16 protein-coding genes are annotated in these 21,475 nt (G+C 59.8%); 10 read left to right on the forward strand and 6 right to left on the reverse strand.

Features of this window, described 5'->3' with window-relative positions; genetic code table 11:
- Positions 1–15: 15 nt before the first annotated feature.
- On the reverse strand, positions 16–1,386 hold the full coding sequence (locus BJF91_RS23015; RefSeq protein ID WP_075617040.1) for an aspartate aminotransferase family protein: 1,371 nt from the start codon (positions 1,384–1,386) through the stop codon (positions 16–18).
- A 157-nt stretch (positions 1,387–1,543) separates the two neighbouring features.
- Here BJF91_RS23015 and BJF91_RS23020 point away from each other — a divergent pair, with 157 nt between their 5' ends.
- The 5 genes from BJF91_RS23020 (at position 1,544) to BJF91_RS23040 (ending at position 8,625) form a co-directional block, all read left to right on the forward strand.
- Positions 1,544–2,899, forward strand: a complete 1,356-nt coding sequence (locus BJF91_RS23020; protein ID WP_075616839.1) for a glutamine synthetase family protein — start codon at positions 1,544–1,546, stop codon at positions 2,897–2,899.
- Positions 2,900–3,207: 308 nt separating this feature from the next.
- A complete protein-coding gene (locus tag BJF91_RS23025; RefSeq protein WP_075616840.1) occupies positions 3,208–4,806 on the forward strand; it encodes a peptide ABC transporter substrate-binding protein in 1,599 nt (532 codons plus the stop codon).
- Between the two features lie 174 nt (positions 4,807–4,980).
- Positions 4,981–5,904 carry an oligopeptide ABC transporter permease OppB gene (gene oppB, locus BJF91_RS23030; RefSeq protein ID WP_075616841.1) on the forward strand — a complete coding sequence of 308 codons (924 nt, stop codon included), beginning with the start codon at positions 4,981–4,983 and terminating at the stop codon, positions 5,902–5,904.
- Entirely contained in the window at positions 5,897–7,018 is a 1,122-nt protein-coding gene (locus BJF91_RS23035) for an ABC transporter permease (protein ID WP_075616842.1), read from the forward strand. Before oppB ends, BJF91_RS23035 begins: the two co-directional genes overlap by 8 nt.
- Positions 7,019–7,020: 2 nt before the next feature.
- Entirely contained in the window at positions 7,021–8,625 is a 1,605-nt protein-coding gene (locus BJF91_RS23040) for an ABC transporter ATP-binding protein (protein ID WP_075616843.1), read from the forward strand.
- A 46-nt stretch (positions 8,626–8,671) separates the two neighbouring features.
- Here BJF91_RS23040 and BJF91_RS23045 read toward each other — a convergent pair whose 3' ends face one another.
- Complete coding sequence (locus BJF91_RS23045; RefSeq protein ID WP_075617041.1) at positions 8,672–9,580, reverse strand: diacylglycerol/lipid kinase family protein; 909 nt, start codon at positions 9,578–9,580, stop codon at positions 8,672–8,674.
- A gap of 335 nt (positions 9,581–9,915) precedes the next feature.
- Here BJF91_RS23045 and BJF91_RS23050 point away from each other — a divergent pair, with 335 nt between their 5' ends.
- Positions 9,916–11,193: an MFS transporter gene (locus tag BJF91_RS23050; protein WP_075616844.1), complete on the forward strand. Its 1,278-nt coding sequence runs from the start codon at positions 9,916–9,918 to the stop codon at positions 11,191–11,193.
- Positions 11,194–11,195: 2 nt separating this feature from the next.
- Here the strand turns inward: BJF91_RS23050 and BJF91_RS23055 are convergent, their stop codons facing one another.
- A complete protein-coding gene (locus tag BJF91_RS23055; protein ID WP_075616845.1) occupies positions 11,196–11,591 on the reverse strand; it encodes a winged helix-turn-helix transcriptional regulator in 396 nt (131 codons plus the stop codon).
- Between the two features lie 122 nt (positions 11,592–11,713).
- Here BJF91_RS23055 and BJF91_RS23060 point away from each other — a divergent pair, with 122 nt between their 5' ends.
- From BJF91_RS23060 to BJF91_RS23070, 3 genes are all read left to right on the forward strand, one after another.
- Positions 11,714–12,739, forward strand: coding sequence for a zinc-binding alcohol dehydrogenase family protein (locus tag BJF91_RS23060; protein WP_075616846.1), 1,026 nt, complete (start codon positions 11,714–11,716; stop codon positions 12,737–12,739).
- Positions 12,740–13,224: 485 nt separating this feature from the next.
- Positions 13,225–14,601, forward strand: a complete 1,377-nt coding sequence (gene mgtE, locus BJF91_RS23065; protein WP_075616847.1) for a magnesium transporter — start codon at positions 13,225–13,227, stop codon at positions 14,599–14,601.
- Between the two features lie 138 nt (positions 14,602–14,739).
- Entirely contained in the window at positions 14,740–15,045 is a 306-nt protein-coding gene (locus BJF91_RS23070; protein ID WP_075617042.1) for a hypothetical protein, read from the forward strand.
- Between the two features lie 421 nt (positions 15,046–15,466).
- Here BJF91_RS23070 and BJF91_RS23080 read toward each other — a convergent pair whose 3' ends face one another.
- From BJF91_RS23080 to BJF91_RS23090, 3 genes are all read right to left on the reverse strand, one after another.
- Positions 15,467–16,744 (reverse strand): SAM-dependent methyltransferase, encoded by a 1,278-nt coding sequence (locus BJF91_RS23080; RefSeq protein ID WP_075616849.1) that lies wholly within the window; start codon positions 16,742–16,744, stop codon positions 15,467–15,469.
- Between the two features lie 357 nt (positions 16,745–17,101).
- Positions 17,102–18,202, reverse strand: a complete 1,101-nt coding sequence (locus BJF91_RS23085; RefSeq protein WP_075616850.1) for a branched-chain amino acid aminotransferase — start codon at positions 18,200–18,202, stop codon at positions 17,102–17,104.
- A gap of 269 nt (positions 18,203–18,471) precedes the next feature.
- Complete coding sequence (locus tag BJF91_RS23090) at positions 18,472–20,133, reverse strand: electron transfer flavoprotein-ubiquinone oxidoreductase (protein WP_075616851.1); 1,662 nt, start codon at positions 20,131–20,133, stop codon at positions 18,472–18,474.
- A 406-nt stretch (positions 20,134–20,539) separates the two neighbouring features.
- Here BJF91_RS23090 and BJF91_RS23095 point away from each other — a divergent pair, with 406 nt between their 5' ends.
- Positions 20,540–21,325 (forward strand): SDR family oxidoreductase, encoded by a 786-nt coding sequence (locus BJF91_RS23095; protein ID WP_075616852.1) that lies wholly within the window; start codon positions 20,540–20,542, stop codon positions 21,323–21,325.
- The last annotated feature ends 150 nt before the right edge of the window (positions 21,326–21,475 follow it).

The following is a 21,475-nucleotide window of genomic DNA, read 5'->3' on the forward strand; positions in this document are numbered from 1 at the left end:
CGCTCCAAAGCAGCCCTATTCGCTGACATTATCCCGTAGCCAATCCAGTGCCTGACCGAGCGTTTCGATCGCCTGATCGACCTCGGCGCGGGAAATGATAAAGGGCGGGGAAAACAGCATGCGATCGCCGGTGGCGCGGACAATCACGCCACTGGCAATACACTGATTTCGCACCTGCGCGCCGACATCGTCGGGCTTGGCAAACCGGCGCCGGCTGGCCTTGTCGGCGGTCAGCTGCACGGCCCCGATCAGGCCGATGCTGACGACTTCGCCGACCCGCTCGTGATCGGCAAGCGAGGCAAGCGCCTTGGCAAAGTAAGGGCCGATATCGTCGCGCACCCGCTCCACCAGCTTTTCCTCTTCGAGGATCCGGATGTTTTCAAGAGCGGCGGCAGCGCAGACCGGATGACCGGAATAGGTATAGCCGTGATTGAAATCGCCAACCTCGTCGATCAATACCTGCGCCACCCGATCCGAAACCAGCACACCACCGACAGGCAGATAGCCTGAGGACAGGCCCTTGGCGATGGGAGCAAGATCCGGCTCATAGCCGAAATGTTGGTAGCCGAACCAACTGCCAAGCCGCCCGAAGCCGCAGATCACTTCATCCGAAACCAGCAGAATGTCGTGTTGCTTGCAGATCCGCACGATCTCCGGCCAATAAGTCGACGGCGGCACGATCACCCCGCCCGCCCCCTGCACCGGTTCGGCAACGAAAGCCGCGACATTATCAGCGCCGAGTTCGAGGATTTTCGCCTCCAGTTCCCGTGCCGCCTTCAGGCCGAAATCGTCAGGCGAAAGGGTGCCGCCCTCGCCATACCAATAGGGCTGGTTGATGTGGTGAATGCCCTCGATTGGCAGATTGCCCTGCTCATGCATGTATTTCATGCCGCCCAGCGAGGCGCCGGCAACGGTCGAGCCGTGATAGCCATTCTTGCGGGCGATCACCTGGGTCTTGGTCGGTTTGCCCAGCGCCTTCCAATAGACCCTGGCGATCCTGAACCAGGTATCGGTCGCCTCGGAGCCGGAATTGGTAAAGAACACATGGTTCATGTTCGGGCCGGCAAGGCTTGTCACCTTCTGCGCCAGCAGCGTGGTCGGCGGCGTCGTCGAGCCGAAGAAGGTGTTGTAATAAGGCAGTTCCTGCATTTGCGCGTAAGCGGCATCGGCGATCGACTTGCGGCCATAGCCGACATTGACGCACCAGAGACCGCCGAAAGCGTCAAGATATTTCTTGCCCGTCGCATCCCAGATATGCACGCCCTCAGCCCGCTCAATGATCCGCACGCCGGCCTCGTTCAACTTCTTCGTGTCGTTGAACGGATGCAGGTGATGGGCGGCATCGATGGCAGCGAGATTGGAACGGGCGGCTGGGTTCTCATTCATGGCGGGCATCCTGTGGCGCGTATTCTGGGCAGATATTCTGAGCGAGGTGTTGCATTGAAAGGCGACAATTTATCCGCTACGACCATGACGATATGCCGATCCTTTGGCAAGAAGCGGGGTATTTCGCTGGCCGCTTTTGCCCAACCAGAGCTTGCCGATGACCGTGTCCGAGACCGCCGCTCAGCCCCTAATCGATCCACAGGCTCGCATCGAAATCCTGCTGGTGGGTATGAATGGCGATCTGCGCGGCAAGATGATCCCGCTCGGCGCGGAAGATAAGGTGTGGAAGAACAGCGTGCGCCTGCCCGCCTCCACCCAGTCGCTCGACATCTGGGGCGACGACAATGACGATCTAACCGGCATTTCCCTCACGCTCGGCGATCCCGACGGGCTCTGCATCCCCGACAAGCGCTCGGTGGCCGCCATGCCCTGGGCTCCGGCAGGCTCGAAACAGGTGCTGGCGACCATGCATACGCTGGACGGGCAACCGCATTTCGTTTGCCCGCGCGCCATTCTTGCCCGCGTGCTGGAGCGGTTTTCGGCGCTGGGCCTGACGCCTGTCGTGGCAACGGAACTTGAATTCTACGTGATGGAAGACGACTGGCGCGAGACCGGCAAGCCAGTGCCGCCGAAGGCGCTTACCTATCGCGGCGAGCCGAACGGCTTCCAGCTCTACGACATGCGCGCCACCGGAGCGATGGAGGACTACCTCGCCACCGTGCGAGCCTATGCCGATGCCATGGGCCTGCCTGCGGATGCGACCACGGCGGAATTCGGCCCCGGCCAGTTTGAAGTCAATCTGCTGCACCGGGCCGATGCGATGGCGGCGGCAGACGATTGCATCTATCTGAAGCGCGTCGCTGAATTTGCCGCTCGCCGGCACGGGCTGAAATCCACCTGCATGGCCAAGCCCTATGGCGGAGAGGCCGGTTCCGGCCTGCATGTGCATGTCAGCATTATCGACGCGCAAGGCAACAACATTCTGGACGCCAAGGGCGGCGAGCCGGTCAAGCTGAAATCGGTGACGGCGGGCATGCTGCAAACCATGCGCGATGCGCAATTGATCTTTGCGCCCTTCGCCAATTCCTATCGGCGCTTCCAGCCGGGCTCTTTCGCGCCCGACCGTATCGACTGGGGTTTCGGCCATCGCGGCACCGCAATCCGCATTCCCGACAAGGATGGCCCGGCAGCCCGTATCGAACACCGGGTGGCTGGCGCCGACGCCAATCCTTATCTGCTGCTATCAGCCATTCTGGGCGGAATACTGAAGGGGCTGACCGCCGATCTCGACCCCGGCCCGGTCACCACGCCACAGGCGCCAGCGGCAGACACCGAGCTGCTGACCCACGATTTTCTGACCGCCGTCGATGCCTTCCGCCGGTCTGATTTCATCGCCGATATCTTCGGCAGCCAGTACCGTCAGCTCTATGGCGACACCAAGCGCAAGGAAGCCATCACCTACCTGCGCACCGTGTCGGATTTCGATTACAGTACCTACCTGCCACGGCTGTAATGGACGCTGTGGGACCGGCTTATGATGGCAGCGCCCAAGACGGCCTGCGCAAGCTGATCCTTAAAAATCCGGGGATTTCATAAAATAATTCTCATTCTACCGGCAGCGGCAGAAAACCACTCCGCCTATGACCCCAAAATGACCGCTGCAACTCCTCCGCTTGTGGAAAACACCATACTGTCTTCGCAAGCCGTTAAACTTGTCGCAAACCGACAATGTTTTTTTGAAGGCAGGGGTTGTTTTTTGTGCAGTTTTACCATTTGGTCAACACCCGAACCAATTCCCCATGGGCGTGGAGACAATATAAAATGACGCAGAAAACCATCCGATTGGCAACAGCAATTCTGGCAGGGTCCCTGCTGCTTGGTGCAAGCAGTGCACTGGCTGAAACGGTACTGCGGCGCGGTAATGGCGCCGAGCCGAAGTCGCTTGATCCGGCACATATTTCGATCGATATCGAAGGTCACATCATGCAGGACCTGTTTGAAGGTCTCGTGGTGTTCGACAATGCCGGCAAGATCCAGCCGGGCGTTGCCGAGACCTGGAAAATTTCCACGGATGGTACTGTCTACACGTTCAATCTGCGCAAGGACGCCAAATGGTCCGACGGCTCGCCGCTGACGGCAGGCGATTTCGTCTTCTCGCTGCAGCGTGAGGAAAATCCAAAGACCGCCGGCGAATACGCCAATATTCTCTACCCGATCAAGAACGCCCAGAAGGTCAACAAGGGCGAACTGCCGATCGAGCAGCTCGGCGTCAAGGCCGTAGACGACCACACGCTGGAAATCACGCTGGAACAGCCGACCCCGTTCTTCCTCCAGTTGATGACGCACTACACCTCGCTGCCAATCAGCAAGGCCAATTACGAGAAGTTCGGCGAGCAGTTCGTTAAGCCTGGCAACATGGTGTCGAACGGGGCCTTCAAGCTGCAGGCGCATGTGCCCAATGACAGCCTGACCGTCGTCAAGAACGAGAATTATTGGGACGCTAAGAACGTCAAGCTCGACAAGGTTATCTTCTACCCGATCGACGACCAGGCAGCCGCCCAGCGCCGCTACGAAGCCGGCGAACTCGACGTCAGCTACGGCATGCCGCTCGACCAGCTGAAGCGCCTCAAGGCAAGCTTCGGCGCCCAGGTTCACGCCACGCCAGCACTTTCGACCGAATATTATGCCTTCGACACCCGCGAAGCGCCCTATAGCGACGTTCGAGTCCGCCAGGCACTGTCGATGGCCGTCGACCGCGATTTCGTCGCCAACGACATCCGCTCCGGCGCGGTCACGCCCGCCTACAGCTTCGTGCCGCCGGGCATGGAAGGTTATGGCACCGGCCCGCAGCCGGAATTCGCCAAGCTGTCGCAGATCGACCGGGAAGACAAAGCCGTCGAGCTGATGAAGGAAGCCGGCTACGGCAAGGGCGGCAAGCCGCTCAACATCGAAATCCGCTACAACACCAATACCGACCATGAGCGTCTGGCGACTGCGATCGCTGATATGTGGAAGACCACGTTCGGCGCCACGGTCAAGCTGACCAATCTCGATGTCGCCTCGCATTATTCCTACCTTCAGGAAGGCGGCAAGTTCAACGTAGCCCGCGCAGCCTGGGCTGCCGACTATGCCGACCCGGAAAACTTCCTGGCGCTGCAGATCGGCGACAACAAGACCTTCAACTACCCGCATTGGAAGAATGCCGAGTTCGACGCGCTGATGGCGGAGTCCTACAAGGAAACCGATCCGGCAAAGCGCATGGAAATCATGAAGAAGGCCGAAGCGATCCAGGTCAAGGACCAGCCGATCATGCCGCTCTACTTCCGCTCCAATTTGTGGATGGTCTCCACCAAGGTACAGGGCTGGGGCGATAATGGCGTCGATTGGCACCTCTCCAAGTATCTGAGCCTGTCCAAGTAACCTCGAGGGAGAGCGACGCGCACGACCTAAAGGCAAAACACCTAGAGTCCGCCAGGTTCAGCCCGAACCGGACGGACTCTAGGGCATTTTTGTTTCGTTTGTTTTTCGGGAAACTCGACAACCATTTTCCCCTGGCAAACTCCGAGGGTTCGGCCGCGCGTCTGCTATTTGACCATGATCAACTTTGTCCTACGCCGACTGATGAGCGCGATCCCTACGATCTTCATCGTCGTCACCATTTCGTTTTTCCTGATGCGTTTTGCGCCGGGCGGCCCATTCAGCCTGGAGCGGCCGCTGCCGCCGCAGACGATGGAAAATATCATCGCGACATTCCATCTGAATGATCCGCTGTGGAAGCAATATCTGCATTATCTCGGCAATGCCTTCACGGGCGATTTCGGCCCGAGCTTCGTTTACAAGGACAATACGGTCGCGCAGCTGATGTCGCAGGCCCTGCCCTATTCGATCCGGCTTGGCGGCACCGCACTGATCCTTGCGCTTGTCATCGGCGTCATCCTCGGCACCGTGGCTGCACTGCGCCAGAACGGCTGGATCGACTTCACCTTGATGTCCTTTGCAACGATCGGCATTACCGTGCCGAATTTCGTGGTCGGGCCGGTGCTGACACTGATCTTCGCGCTGTCGCTGTCCTGGCTTCCGGCCGGTGGCTGGGGCGATGGATCGCTTTATTATCTCGCTCTGCCGATCACCGTTCTGGCGCTGCCTCAGGTGGCAATCATCGCCCGGCTCACCCGCGGCTCGATGATCGAGGCTCTGCATACCGACCATATCCGCACGGCGCGCGCCTATGGTCTGCCGTCGCGCACCGTCGTCATCACCCATGCCATGCGCGGCGCTCTGCTGCCGGTCGTATCCTACCTGGCTCCGGCTGCTGCCGCACTTCTGACCGGCTCGGCTGTCGTTGAAAGCATTTTCACCATTCCCGGCGTTGGCCGCTTCTTCGTCATCGGCGCCTTGAACCGCGATTATCCGCTGGTCATGGCAACCGTGTTGCTGGTGTCGATTTTCGTGATTGTCTTCAATTTGCTTGTCGACATCGCCTATGGCCTACTCGATCCGAGGGTCCGTCATGACTGATACATCCATTACATCGCCCGCCGTCGAAGGCCGCAGCCTCGGACAGCTGGCGCTCCTGCGCTTTCGCCGCAACAAGCCTGCCATGGGCGGCTGCGTCATACTGCTGCTGATCGCGCTGTTCTCCTTCGTGGGCCCGTTGTTCAGCAGCCATAGCTACGACCAGGTGTTTTCGTCCTACGTCTCGGTGCCGCCGAGCTTGAAGCCCTTCCCTGACCCTGCCTCGCTGCAGCAGGTCGCCGAAGGTGCCGCAACCCGGGCACGGCTGAAGCTTGACAGTTTTACCCTCGAAAGCGGCGTCTTTACCGTCAAGATCTCTTCCGACAAGCCGATCGATCCGCGCACCGTGCGCTATTTCGACCGGGTCAACGAGTTCCATGATACGCGCGTTGCAGAGACCTCGGCCGATCAGATGTCGATGACGTTGACCGGCCGCGTCACCCAGGAATATTTCTTCTTCGGCACCGACAGCAACGGTCGCGACCTGATGGTGCGCGTCATGCTGGGCGGACAGATCTCGATTGCCGTTGGCCTTGCTGCAAGCCTCGTGTCGCTCGGCATCGGCGTCATCTATGGCGCCACCTCGGGCTATCTCGGTGGGCGCGTCGACAATATCATGATGCGCATCGTCGAAATCCTCTATTCGCTGCCCTTCGTGTTTCTCGTCGTGGTCATGGTGGTGTTCTTCGGCCGCTCGATCCTGCTGATGTTCCTGGTGATCGGCGCGGTACAATGGCTTGAAATGGCCCGGATCGTGCGCGGCCAGACGCTCTCGCTCAAGCGCCGGGAATTCGTTGGCGCTGCCGAAGCGCTGGGGCTGAACGACTGGCAGATCATTCGCCGCCATATCATCCCCAACACGATCGGCCCAGTCATCGTCTTCGTCACCGTCGTGGTGCCGCAGGTGATCCTGACGGAAAGCTTCCTGTCCTTCCTCGGCCTTGGCGTACAAGCGCCGCTGGCGAGCTGGGGCACGCTGATTTCCGATGGCGCCCAGAATATCCAAAACACGCCGTGGCTGCTGATCTTCCCGGCCGTTTTCTTCGTCGTCACCCTGTTTTCGCTCAATTTCGTGGGCGACGGGCTGCGCGACGCGCTTGATCCCAAGGACCGATAAGCATGGACAAGACCGAAAACCAGACGGTACTGACCGTCAAGGACCTGAAGGTCACCTTCACGACGCCCGATGGCGAGGTGAATGCGGTCAAGGGCATTTCCTTCGATGTCAGGAAAGGCGAGACGCTCGCCATCGTCGGCGAATCCGGCTCCGGCAAGAGCCAGACGATGATGGGCATCATGGGCCTGCTGGCCGCCAATGGCCGGGTCTCCGGCTCGGCCCGCTACGGCGCGACGGAACTGGCCGGCGCCAGTCTTTCGACGCTGAACGCGGTGCGCGGCTCGAAGATCACCATGATCTTCCAGGAGCCGATGACCTCGCTCGACCCGCTCTATACGATCGGCCGGCAGATTTCCGAGCCGCTGGTGTTCCATCGCGGCATGAGCAAGTCAAAGGCCCGCGCCCGGGTGCTGGAACTGTTGAAACTGGTCGGCATTCCCGAGCCGGAACGACGCATCGACAGCTATCCGCATGAGCTTTCCGGCGGCCAGCGCCAGCGCGTGATGATCGCCATGGCGCTCGCCAACGAGCCCGACCTGCTGATCGCCGACGAACCGACGACAGCACTCGACGTGACCATCCAGGCCCAGATCCTCGATCTGCTCGCCGACCTGCAGAAGCGCTTCGGCATGGCCATCGTGCTGATCACCCACGATCTCGGCGTGGTCAAGCATGTGGCCGACCGGGTGGCGGTAATGCGGCGCGGCGAAATTGTCGAACAGGGCAGCCGCGACGATATCTTCGAGCGACCGCAGGTCGACTATACGAAAATGCTGCTGGCTGCCGAGCCATCGGGCACCAAGGCCCCGCCACCAGCCGATGCGCCTGTCATTCTCGAAGGCCGCAATGTCGTTGTCGATTTCACCATCCGCTCCGGCATCCTGTTCAAGGGCAAGTCGAAATTCCGTGCCGTCGACCATGTCAATCTAAAGCTGCGCAAGGGCCAGACCATCGGCGTCGTCGGCGAATCCGGTTCGGGCAAGTCGACACTCGGACGGGCGCTGTTGAAGCTGCTCTCGGCCGATGGCCGTTTCAGCTTCGAGACCACGGATATCTCCGCTCTCGATCGGGCCGGTATGCGGCCCTATCGCCGCCAGCTGCAGCTGGTGTTCCAGGACCCCTATGGCTCGCTATCGCCGCGCCAGACGGTGGGCGAGATCATCACCGAGGGCCTTTATGTGCATGAGCCGAGCTTGAGCCGCGCCGAGCGCGACAAGCGGGCGATTGCGGCATTGAAGGAAGTCGGTCTCGATCCGGCCTCGCGCAACCGCTATCCGCACGAGTTTTCGGGCGGCCAGCGCCAGCGCATCGCCATCGCCCGGTCGATGATCCTGAAGCCCAAAGTAGTGATTCTCGACGAGCCGACCTCGGCGCTCGACCGCTCGGTGCAGCGCCAGGTGATCGAGCTTTTGCGCGACCTGCAGCAGAAGCACGATCTGTCCTACGTCTTCATCAGCCACGACCTGTCGGTGATCAAAGCGATCTCGGACCATGTGATCGTGATGAAGAACGGCAAGATCGTAGAGGAAGGCCCGACGGAAGAGATCTTCGACAGTCCGGCAGAGGATTATACCAAGGCGCTGATCGCCGCCGCCTTTACCCATTGAATGCAAAACGCCCGGTCAAGCCGGGCGTTTTCATGACGACTTGCCTTCAGATTGCGCCGGGCGCCACGAGAACCTGCAATTCCCCTGGGTGTATCCTGATCTCGACATCGCGCGGCATGCGCAACAACTCCCCGTCGATGACGCAGGCCACGCCCTGGCGGTGCTTGGGGAAATGCAGTTTCACCACGTCAGCGGTCGCAGCCGTCACCGCCTGATTTTCCGTGAGCTTGCCGCGCAATATGTCTATGGCAAGGCCGGCCACGCCCGATGGGTCGAGCGGCGAGGCAAGATAAATCCCGAGCTTGCCGGTAGTCAGATCCTCGGCATAGAACAGCGGATTGGTATCGACCGGATTGTTGCAGACCGAAATGGCCGAGACTTCCTTGCGATCCAGCTTGCCATCGGCGTTGATGTCGAACATCACCTCAAAGCGGGGCGGATTGAACATCACGCTCAAAGCAGCACTTGTGCTCGCCCGCATCTTGCCGAAACGCGAGGCATAGTCCATGCGGTTGCGCAGCCGCACCATGCGCGAATGCAGCCCGGCGGAAAACTGGTGCACATAGGGCTGGCCATTGGCGGTGGCGATATCCACCCTCTGCACCTCGGCTGTAGCGAGAACTTCAAGCACTTGCCAGATTTCGAGCGGCAGCTTCAGCGAGCGGGCAAACAGGTTCATGGTGCCGGCTGGCACCACGCCAAGCGGAAGGCCAGCTTTCCAGGCGATGCCTGCGGCAGCTGAAATCGTGCCGTCGCCGCCACCCGCAATCAGCGCGTCGTAGCCTCCGTCAGCCGCTTTTTTGATGGCGCTGACGATATCGCGTCCGGCAACTGCCTCGGTCTCAAGCGTATGGCCCGCGTCGCGAAAAATTGTTTCGGCGCGTTCGCAATAGGCGTTCATGTCGGTGGTGCGGAAGGTGCCGCCCTCCCGGTTGAAAATAGCCTTGATCCTCACTGACGCCCTGCTCCTTTTGCCGCGATTGGCATGACTGCCGCCGTCCTCCGGATGCATGCCAACCTCCAATAACGGACTGTCGGCAATAATGTTGCATGCGTCTGCTGCAAATCGGGTTTGCGCTGGCAAAGATCAAGATCGGAACGAAGTTTCTACCGCGGCGCACAAATCCATGCTAAACATTGTTCAAATCGCTTTGACTATGCTCAGGTGCAGGACGCTTGTCGTGCCCGCAGCCTGTTCCTTTGAATGCTTTCACCCTTTAGGCGGCAGCCCGGACTGCCCTTGCTATCGATAACGCCAGCCAGCTCCCATGGCCCGGCGAGGATGATGTCATGAACGATACGACCACATTTGCCTCTTCAGCTGCAAAACAAGCGCAGCCGAGCCATCAGTCGGTTCCACAACCACAGCAACACAGCGAAACGCCGGTCCGCACCCCTGCGATTGCGCCGCGCACCGCCCTGTTGATTGAGTTCGCGCTTGCGGTCGGCGGCTTTGGTATCGGCACTGGGGAGTTTGCCGTGATGGGCCTGCTGCCCGATGTGGCGCAGACCTACGGGGTCAGCGTGCCCGAGGCTGGGCGGGTGATCAGCGCCTATGCGCTGGGTGTGGTGGTCGGCGCGCCGATCATTGCGGTTCTCTCGGCCAAGCTGCCGCGCAAGACGCTGCTTGTGCTGCTGATGGGCCTGTTTGCGCTCGGCAATATCACTAGCGCGCTTGCCCCCGGCTTCCTGAGCTTTACCGCGCTGCGCTTCATCACAGGCCTGCCTCATGGCGCCTATTTCGGCGTCGCTGCCCTGGTTGCCGCATCCATGGTCGAGCCGCACAAGCGGGCACGGGCCGTGGGCCGCGTCATGCTTGGGCTGACCATAGCAACTCTGCTCGGTACACCGCTTGCCACCTTCCTCGGGCAGTTGATGAGTTGGCGCGCCGCCTTCCTGCTGGTCGGCGGTATTGCGGCACTGACGGCGGTTCTGATCGCGATCAATCTGCGCAAGGACAAGGTGGCCGAGGGCGCCAGCATCAAGCGCGAACTCGGCGCCTTTGCGCGGCTGCAGGTCTGGCTGACACTCGCCGTTGCCGCTGTCGGCTTTGGTGGCATGTTTGCAATTTTCAGCTACATCGCCAAGACCACGACAGACACAGCCGGGCTGCCGGCCTCAATGATCGCCGTGGTACTGGCCTTGTTCGGCATCGGCATGAATGTCGGCAATGTGCTGGGATCGCGCATGGCCGACCGCTCGCTGAACGGCACGATCGGCGGCATGCTTGCCTTCAATGTCGTACTGATGGCAATCTTTTCACTGACGGCGGCCAATCCGGTCATGCTGTTCATCTGCGTGTTCCTGACTGGCTGCGGCTTTGCCGCCTGCCCTGCCGTGCAGACGAGGCTGATGGATGTCGCTGCCGATGCCCAGACGCTGGCAGCAGCCTCCAACCATTCCGCCTTTAACATCGCCAATGCGCTTGGCGCCTGGATGGGCGGCATGGTGATCACTGAAGGCTACGGCTATGGCGCCACCGGCTATGTTGGCTCGGTTCTCTCGCTTCTGGGGCTCGTGGTCTTCCTGATTTCGGTGGCACTGCAGCGTCGCTCCGCTGCGGCCTGACATCAGGCGACGGAACGATCGCTCTCCTCCCCGTCCGCCTCTATCTGCCTTTCGCCATTTTCACACCGGACATGGCGCTGGCCCCAGGCATCGAGCGCCATGATCACGGGCCGCAGGCTCTGGCCGAGCGGCGTCAGCGCATAATCGACACGCGGCGGTACCACGGGAAACACCGTGCGGGTAATCAATCCGCTCTCTTCCAGCTCGCGCAATTGCTTGGTCAACATCCGCTGAGTCACCGACGACAGACGACGGCGCAGCTCACTGAAGCGCAGCGTGCCGTCGCTCAGCAGATGGTAGAGGATGACGCCTTTCCATTTGCCGTCGAGAAAGCTCAGTGTCGACTCCACAGGACAGCCGGGAAAATGATTGGTCATCTTTGCGCGAGGACGCGACATGGACAGTATCCTTTTTGGTACTGAGGGCAAAATAGGTGCCTACGGACAGAAATTGTGCATTCTTGTCCAATCCGATTTTATGACCTTAATAAGCCGCGTGCAAACAACAATGGAGAGATACCATGCGCGCAGTCGGATATTACGCCTCCCAGCCGATCACCGCCGAGGATGCCCTTGTGGACCTTGATCTGCCGATGCCGAAAGCTCACGGTCACGACCTGCTGGTCGAGGTCAAGGCGGTTTCGGTCAATCCAGTCGACACCAAAGTCAGACGCAGCCAGCAGCCCGAGGCTGGCCAGGCGCGCATTCTTGGCTACGACGCCGCCGGTGTCGTCACGGCGGTCGGTGAGGCCGTCACCCTGTTCAAGCCTGGCGATGCCGTCTACTACGCCGGCGCGATCAATCGGCCGGGCACCAATAGCGCCTTCCACCTCGTCGATGAACGGATCGTCGGTGCAAAGCCCCAAACGCTGAGCTTTGCGGAAGCCGCCGCTCTACCGCTGACGGCGATAACCGCCTATGAAGCGCTGTTTCATCGCCTGAATGTCGCGATCCCGGTACCGGGGGCGCTTCCAGCCGTATTGGTGACTGGAGGCGCCGGCGGCGTCGGCTCGATTGCCATCCAGCTCATCAAACACCTGACGGATCTCAAGATCATCGCCACCGCGTCGCGGCCTGAGACCCGTGATTGGGCGCTGGCGCTCGGCGCTGATCATGTCATCGACCATTCCAAGCCGCTCGCCGGAGAATATGCCGCGCTTGAACTGGATGCGCCCGCCTTCGTTTTCTCCGTCGCCGGCAGCGACGATCACGCTGCCGACCTCGCCGACATCATCGCGCCGCAGGGCCGGCTGGCGATCATCGACGACCCCAGCTCCGGCTTCGACGTAATGAAGTTCAAACGCAAGGCAGTCTCGGTCCACTGGGAAATGATGTTCGCGCGGCCAGTCTTCCAGACACCTGACATGATCGAACAGCACAGGCTGCTCAACCATGTCGCCGTCCTTGTCGACGAAGGCAAGATGCGCACGACGCTGTCGCAGATCATCGGTCCGATCAATGCCGAAAACCTGAAGAAGGCCCACGCCCTCGTCGAAAGCGGTCGGATGAAGGGCAAGGTGGTGCTGGAAGGGTTCGAGGCCGCTTAACACTCCTCAGCCGCCAGATCGGGGCCGCGTCGTTCGCCGGCCCCGATCTGCAATTACGGTTAAAGATCCGTGAGAATGCAGATGATGCGTAGCGGCCTTGTGAAGCTTCAGGCTCCAGGGAAGGCTGCAACGGCAATCTATTGTATTAGCTCAACAAATTTCTCGCGCGACTTGTTGATGGCATTGCAAATACGGCACCGCCAACAGTCCTAAATCGCACGCTGCCGCCAATCACCGATTTGTGTATTGCGCCGCATGATTTTACCGTGGTTTGCGCCGGCTCCACCCCCTTGACTTTGGGCAGGGAGAGGCGCAGCTAATAGGGACGCGCAAGGGGTTATGCGCGGATTTCAACGGAGTCATCGATAAGATGCCAAGCGACAGTAGCAGTCGATTGTCCATGCCGTACGCGGCCTTCCTGCTCTGACACTCCGTCAGCTTGCCGGTCGGTTGCGCTACGGCGGATCGACAGAAAGGCAAGCATTATGAATATCCAACGCTTCCCTCTGCGGGCCGGCCATGCTGCCCGCCATCTTCTCAACGACAGCCTGAATGTCGTCACCGTTTCCGAGCGGATCGAGCAGCTGAACGCGCTCGACGTGTCAGAGGCCGCCGCTGTGCTGGCCGGTGTACCACAGCAAAAGGCACTCCGGATCATTGCCCGACCAGAACTGGTCCATGCCGCCCAGATCATCGCCGCCCTGCCGGTGGAAACCGCCGTGCGCCTGCTGAAGGCCACTGCCCATGACCGGGTTGCCGACATCTTCCAGGCCATGGACGAGCGTTGCCGCACCGCGATCTTCTCGCGGCTCGATGCAGCCACCGCCCATGCCGTCGAACATCTTATGGCCTATCCGCAGCGCACCGCCGGCTCGATCATGACGACGGAATTCGTCAGCGTGCCCGACGACTTTACCGTCGCCGAAACGCTGGCCCATGTGCGCCTGGTGGAAAATGCCAGCGAGACCGTCTACGCCATCTATTTGCTCGACCACATCACTCGCATGCTGGTCGGCGTCGTCACGCTGCGCCGATTGATCACCGTGCCAGCCGAAGCACCAATCCTGTCGGTAGCGCAATGTCACGGCGTCGTGCATGCCAGCCCGTTGATGGCACAGGAGGAAGTTGCCCGGCTGATCCGCCGGCACAATCTGCTCGCCCTGCCCGTCACCAATGACGATGGCCGCATGCTCGGCATCGTTACCGTCGACGACGTCATCGATACGATGATCGCCGATACCACCGAAGACGCCCAGAAATTCGGTGGTATGGAAGCGCTTGGCAAGCCCTATATGCAGATCGGCTTTGCCGGCATGGTCAAGAAGCGGGCCGGCTGGCTGGCCGCCCTGTTCCTCGGCGAAATGCTGACCGCCAGCGCCATGCAATATTTCGAGGGCGAACTCGAAAAGGCCGTGGTGCTGACCCTGTTCATCCCGCTGATCATGAGCTCAGGCGGCAATTCCGGCTCGCAGGCGACCTCGCTGATCATCCGGGCGCTTGCCGTGGGCGAGTTGAAGCTATCGGACTGGTGGCGGGTGGCCCTGCGCGAACTGCCGACCGGCATGACGCTCGGCGCCATCCTTGGCCTGGTCGGCTTTGCCCGCATCGCGCTCTGGCAGCATATGGGGCTCTATAACTATGGTGAGCATTGGCTCCTGGTGGGCTTCACCGTGTTTGCCGCCCTGATCGGCATCGTCACCTTCGGCTCGATGGCCGGCTCTATGCTGCCCTTCCTGCTGCAACGCCTGCGCCTCGACCCCGCCAGCGCCTCGGCCCCTGCCGTGGCAACACTGGTCGATGTCTCGGGTCTGGTGATCTATTTCACGGTGGCGCTGGTGATTTTGAGCGGGACGCTGCTGTAACGAGCGATTTGGGATCAGGCCGCCCGGCATTGGCTCGGGCGGTTTTTGCCTGTAAAGCAGCCGAAGCGATAATTGCGCCCGCTATGCCCTCCTTATATGTTGGTCCGCGCAGTGGCACTGTGCTGCCGTGGGGTCATCATGCCATTTTCAGAAGAAATGCTTTGGGATCACATCAACGACGGCTGGAGCAGCATGTCGTTCAAGCAGCGCAACCTGTGGAATGCTATCAAACGGATGCCCGAAGAATGGGAAATCCGAGAGAATTATCGCGTTTGGGTGGTGGCACTGATGGGCGAGACGGCCATCTACTATGATCACATTGAAGAGGAATTCGCTCTTGCCCAATGGTCACAGTTCGGCAACATTGGTAATTGCAAGTCGTCCAGTTGGACGTTGCCCCAGGCTGTTCAGATGCTGATGAATACCATTGAGACTGGTTGGTGAGGCCCCGCCGTGAACCACCCGGCCCTCTTAAAAAGCAAAGACTTTACTTGTCGCGAACCGAGACCATCCGAGCGCCTTGTAGACTTGAACCGACAGAGGACGGGTAGCCATCCTACTTGGGAGTGCAAATAACGTACATGGGACGGCCGTTCACCGCTTTGCCTGTAACCGGTGTTCCCCTGGGAAAGATGCTAAAGCCAGACGCCGAAGTCCGATCCGCGATGAATGTTACGTTTTTGGGACATGCCTTTTGCGCCTTGGTGACGCAAGCGACAACGTCGACAGGGCATTCGAATGTGTCTGCGGCGTCAGCAGTTGCCGAGGCGGCCAAAATCATGAAAAAGCTCAAAATCCAACGTCGCATGATTTCTCTCTGGATGATGGCTGCGTATCCTATGCGTTTTGTTGACGCGTAAAAGCTTTAGCCACCCCTCTCTCGCAAAATATAATCCCGCGTCAACGGCAGAACATTGTTTTTCTTGCAGATCTGGATCTGGAACACCACGAGATCCTCGTAATGGAAGGCGGCTTCGGCGGTCGCGAGGTAATAGTCCCACATCCGGCAGAAGCGCTCGTCATAGAGGGCGGCAGCGTCGGACCAGCGGGCGGTGAAGCGGGCGCGCCAGTGGTTGAGCGTCTTGGCGTAATGCAGGCGCAGCACTTCGACATCTGTTATCGTCAGGCCGGCGCGCTCGATTTCTGGGATGATTTCCGACAGCGCCGGGATATAGCCGCCCGGAAAGATGTATTTATCGAGCCAGGGCGTGGTGAAGCCAGGCGTTGCCGAGCAGCCGATCGTGTGCAGCACCATCACGCCGTCATCGGCCAGCAATTTGTTGCAGGTCTTGAAGAAGGTGCCATAGGCGGCAAGACCGACATGTTCGAACATGCCGACTGAGACAATCCGGTCAAACGTGCCCTTCAGGCTGCGATAGTCCATCAGCTGAAAATCGACCTTGCCGGCCTCGCCCTCGGGCTTGCGCGGCCTCTGCAGCGCGTATGCAAGCTGTTCTTCCGAGAGGGTGACGCCGAGCACTTCGCCGCCGACTGCCTTGTCGGCCAGATGCAAAGCAAGACCGCCCCAGCCGCAGCCGATATCCAGCACGCGCTGCCCGGGGGCAATGCGCAGCTTGGCGGCCAGATGCTGCTTCTTGGCCAGTTGCGCCTCGTCCAGGCCCTGATCGTCATGCTCGAAATAGGCGCAGGAATATTGCCGGTCTGGATCGAGAAACAGTTCGTAGAGCCGGGCATCGAGATCGTAATGATGCGCCACATTCTGCTTGGAACGTCCCGGCAGATTGCGATGACGGAAAATCCTCAACCGGGTGCGCAGGTTGTCGATGATGCGAGCGATAAGCGGGTGCGTGGCGTTCTGGGCCTCGCGAAGCATCATCGAGACAAAATCGAACATGGTGCCGCGCTCGACGACGAAGCGCCCATCCATATAGAGCTCGCCAAGCCGCATATCGGCATCCATCAGCAGGGCCCATTGCGCCGACGTGTCCGTGAAGCGGACCACGACGAGTTCGCCGGTTCTGTCGCCGAAAGACAGCGTCCGGCCGCTGGCAGTGATCACATCAAGAGCGCCCACGGTGACGATGCGGGCGAGCGCCGATTTCAGGATGCGGTCGGAAATAGCGGTGAAAATGTTGAATTTACGCGGTTTCAGGCGGTCTGCACTTCCAGGATACGATGCCATGATCGCAATGCCTTCCAGAACGGCTCCGGGAAGAAGGGCCTTCCTCCCGCAGAACAATAAAAGCGGGATCTAAGGGAGGATCGGATCCGCAGACCCCTGCACCGCACCTGTCAAGCCACGCAGTCGTGTGTAAGAATAGATTATGCAAAAAATATGAAGGGCCAAAGCAAGAACAGGCGTATATTTGCAGCTACAAAAGTAAAATGTCACGCAATACTAATTCACTGTATCATACTGCTTTTTAAGGCATATGTGACGAAGACAGCCTCCTAATTGTCGCCCAAACGCTTAAAGCGAACTAAAAAAGGCCGAGATCAATCCCGGCCTTTTTTGGTGCTATATTTGCTGCTGTCAGGCTCAGACGCCGGCGATATGACGAACCCAGCCATGCGGGTCATTGCTCTTGCCGCGCTGGATATTAACCAGTTGCTCGCGGATCTTCGTGGTCGTCTCGCCGGTTTCGCCGGTGCCGATCGTGAAGCCGCCGCCGGAGAATTTGACTTCACCGATGCCGGCAACGACGGCGGCGGTGCCGCAGGCAAAGGCTTCCTTGAGCTTGCCGCTCTTGGCGTCTGCCTGCCATTCGTCGAAGGAATAGGGCCGCTCATGCACGGCGACGCCCTGGTCCTTGAGCAGCGAGATCAGCGAATTGCGGGTGATGCCGGGCAGGATCGTGCCGCCGAGTGGCGGGGTCACCAGCGAACCATCGTCCATGACGAAGAAGACATTCATGCCGCCGAGTTCTTCCACCCATTTATGCTCGGCTGCATCAAGAAACGCGACCTGGTCACAGCCATGCTCGACCGCTTCCGACTGGGCAATCAGGCTTGCCGCATAATTGCCACCGCATTTGGCGGCACCGGTGCCGCCGGGTGCTGCGCGGGTATAGTTTTCCGAGACCCAGATCTTTACTGCCTTGGCGCCGCCCTTGAAGTAAGGGCCGACGGGCGAAGCGATGACGCAGAAGATATAATCGCGGGCCGGACGCACGCCGAGGAAGGCTTCCGAGGCGAACATGAAGGGGCGCAGGTAGAGGCTGCCCTCACCTTCAGGGATCCACTTGGCATCGGCGCCAACAAGCTTATCGATGGCCTCGATGAACAGTTCTTCCGGAATTTCCGGCATGGCCATCCGCCGGGCGGATTCGTTGAAGCGGCGGGCATTTTCCTGAGGCCGGAACAGCACGACCTTGCCTTCCGCCGTGCGGTACGCTTTCATGCCCTCGAAGATTTCCTGGGCATAGTGCAGGACCGCAGAAGCCGGATCAATGGCAAAGGGGCCACGAGCGGTAATCTCGCCGTCATGCCAGCCCTTCACCACATTCCAATGGAGCACGGCCATATGATCGGAAAACAGCGTGCCAAAGCCGAGGCTTTCAAACGCCTTGAGGCGATCAGCCTCCGGCATGGGATTGGCATTGGGCTTGATGGTAAATTCCGGCAGTGCGGCGGCAGACATGGCAGATGACCTCCTCAGATGGGCGATAGGTCAATAATGCTGACCTATCTATATCAGCTATAGACGATCATCAGCTTTCACAAGCCTTTTCAAGGGCAATCCGGTACGGTTGCAAAAAATATCTATTCAGGCCGTCTTATACAGCGATCTCGCTCGCACCACGTCAATGGCGGCGCGAGCCGAGCTGCATTCCATAATCGAATATTCGAGTAAACCGGTCCTTCGCCTCTTCCCTGACGGAGGTCCGTGCGGACCGCCTTACCCGAACATTACATGTTCGGGTAAACTGGTCCTTCGCCTCCTTGCGGCGGCACCCAGGTGATGTTCTGGTTCGGGTCCTTGATGTCGCAGGTCTTGCAGTGGACGCAGTTTTGGGCGTTGATGACGAAGCTCGGCTCGCCGTCCTTTTCCACCCATTCATAGACCCCGGCGGGACAGTAACGGTTTGACGGGCCGCCATAGACGCCGAGCTCGGAGCTTTTCTGCAGGGCCATGTCCTTGACCTTCAGATGCACCGGCTGATCTTCCTCGTGATTGGTATTGGACAGGAAGACTGAGGACAGGCGGTCGAAGGTCAGCACGCCATCGGGCTTGGGATAGTCGATCTTTTTGTGCTTGGCGGCCGGTTCCAGGCTTTCCGCATCGGTCTTGCCGTGGCTGAGGGTACCGAAGACGGAAAAGCCCAGCAGTTGGTTGGTCCACATGTCCAGCCCGCCGAGCGCCACGCCGAGCACCGTGCCGAGCTTCGACCACAATGGCTTCACGTTGCGAACCCGCTTCAGGTCCGTGCCGATGGCGGTGTCGCGCCAGGCGTTTTCGATTTCGACCGGCTCGTCATTGGCGCGGCCTGCAGCAATGGCTTCGGCGATCTTGTCGGCGGCCAGCATGCCTGAGAGCACGGCATTATGGCTGCCCTTGATGCGCGGCACGTTGACCATGCCGGCGGAACAGCCGAGCAGCGCCCCGCCCGGGAAGGACAGTTTCGGCACCGACTGATAGCCACCCTCAGTAATGGCGCGGGCGCCGTAAGACAGGCGCTTTGCGCCTTCAAACGTGTCGCGGATTGCCGGATGGGTCTTGAAGCGCTGGAATTCCTCGAACGGGTAGAGATAGGGGTTCTTGTAATTCAAGTGCACGACGAAGCCGACGGCGACCATGTTGTCTTCGAGATGGTAGAGGAAGGAGCCACCACCGGTCTTCATGTCGAGCGGCCAGCCAAAGGAATGCTGCACCAGGCCGGGCCGATGGTGTTCCGGCTTGACCTGCCACAGCTCCTTGATGCCAAGGCCGAATTTCTGCACGTCGCTGTCACGCGACAGATCGTATTTAGCGATCAACTGCTTGGCGAGCGAACCACGTACGCCCTCGCCGATCAGCACATACTTGCCGAGCAGTTCCATGCCACGGGTAAAGTTCGGACCGGGTTCGCCGTTCTTCTCAATGCCCATATCGCCGGTGGCAACGCCGATCACAGCGCCAGCGTCGTTATAAAGCACTTCGGTCGCGGCAAAGCCGGGATAGATTTCGACGCCCAGCGCTTCGGCATGGGAGGCGAGCCAACGACAGACATTGCCGAGCGAGACGATATAATTGCCGTGATTGTTCATCAGCGGCGGCATAAAGGCGTTCGGCAGCCGGATGGACCCGGCCGGGCCGAGGAAAAGGAAGTGGTCGGCCGTGACCTCTGTCTTGAAGGGATGATCGGCCTCTTCGCGCCAGCCGGGCAGCAGCTTGTCGACACCGATGGGATCGACGACCGCACCAGAGAGGATATGGGCGCCGACTTCAGCCCCCTTTTCAAGGACGACGACGGTGAGATCAGGATTGACCTGCTTCAAGCGAATGGCGGCAGATAGACCCGCCGGCCCCGCCCCGACGATCACCACGTCGAATTCCATGCTCTCGCGCTCGGGCAGCTGTTGTTCGCTCATCGTTTTCTCCGCTCGGCTTATCCCCATATAGCCCTCTTCCTTGTCAAATCCAGCCCGACTTGTCGAGCCGGGTTGCGACAGGCGAAGGCCCGAAATCCCCGCAGGGCGTTATGAGGCGCCAGAATATCTTCCCTTTACGTTCACGTCAATTGAAAGACGCTCAAACAGACGCTGCCGCGCTGTCTCGTGGAAGCGTGACAAAGGGAGAAGTTACTGAAATGGCGAATGACGGGAAGACCAGCTTGGAGACGGTTTCCGCAATGACTGATGGAGCCGTCGCAGCACTTGATGCGAGGTGACCGGCCCGGCGGATATTCACCACCACTCTCGGCTGAAGGGCTTTGATTTTGTCCGGATCACTCGTTACGGTCGCTAAACAAATTTATTCGTAAAAGAGGATTTCACCATGGATTTCGGCATCTCCGGCAAACGCGCCCTCGTTCTTGCAGCCTCGCGCGGCCTCGGGCTTGGCATTGCCCGCGCGCTCGCCGCCGAGGGCGCGCAAGTGCTGATCTGCGGCCGCACGCAAGAGAAGCTGGCCGCCAACTGCGCCGAAATCACTGCTGCCGGCGGCAAGGCAGATTATGTCGTAGCGGATCTTGCCGACGATGGATTTGTTTCGACCATGGTCGAGGCCGTGGCGCAGAAGCTTGGCGGCATCGACATTCTCGTCAACAATACCGGCGGCCCAGTGCCCGGTACGGCAGAAGAGATGGACGAGGCAAAGCTGCACATGTTCTTCCAGTCGATGGTGGTGCGGGTGATCACACTTACCAATGCGCTTCTGCCGCAGATGAAGGCGCAGGGGTTTGGCCGCATCCTGACCGTTGCCTCCTCCGGCGTCGTCGAGCCAATCGGCAACCTCGCCCTTTCCAATACGCTGCGTGGCGCACTGGTCGGCTGGAACAAGACTTTGTCCAGCGAGATTGCGCCTCTCGGCATCACTGCAAACCTGCTTCTGCCCGGCCGCATCCATACCGACCGGATTGACGAACTCGACGGCGCCAATGCCAAGCGTCAAGGCAAGTCTCTGGACGAGGTGCGCGCGGCCTCGATCAAAACGATCCCTGCCGGACGTCTCGGCACGGTCGAGGAATTCGCGGCGGCCGGCGCTTTTCTATGTTCGGCCCCGGCTGCCTATATCACCGGCACAATGGTGCGGGTGGACGGTGGCGCTGCCAAATCGTTGTAATACCGGCAAGGTTTCCCGTTCCGGTCGCCCGTTTTAGTGACTAGCCAAGGATATCATCACTAAAACGGGCTTTATTACAGGAATTTAAGGAGAACTCACTTCGAGTTGATCGATAGTGTGCGCCACCGTTATTTTCGCAGTGCATTAATT

Source organism: Gillisella taibaishanensis (assembly GCF_001938985.1).
Lineage (GTDB): Bacteria > Pseudomonadota > Alphaproteobacteria > Rhizobiales > Rhizobiaceae > Allorhizobium > Allorhizobium taibaishanense.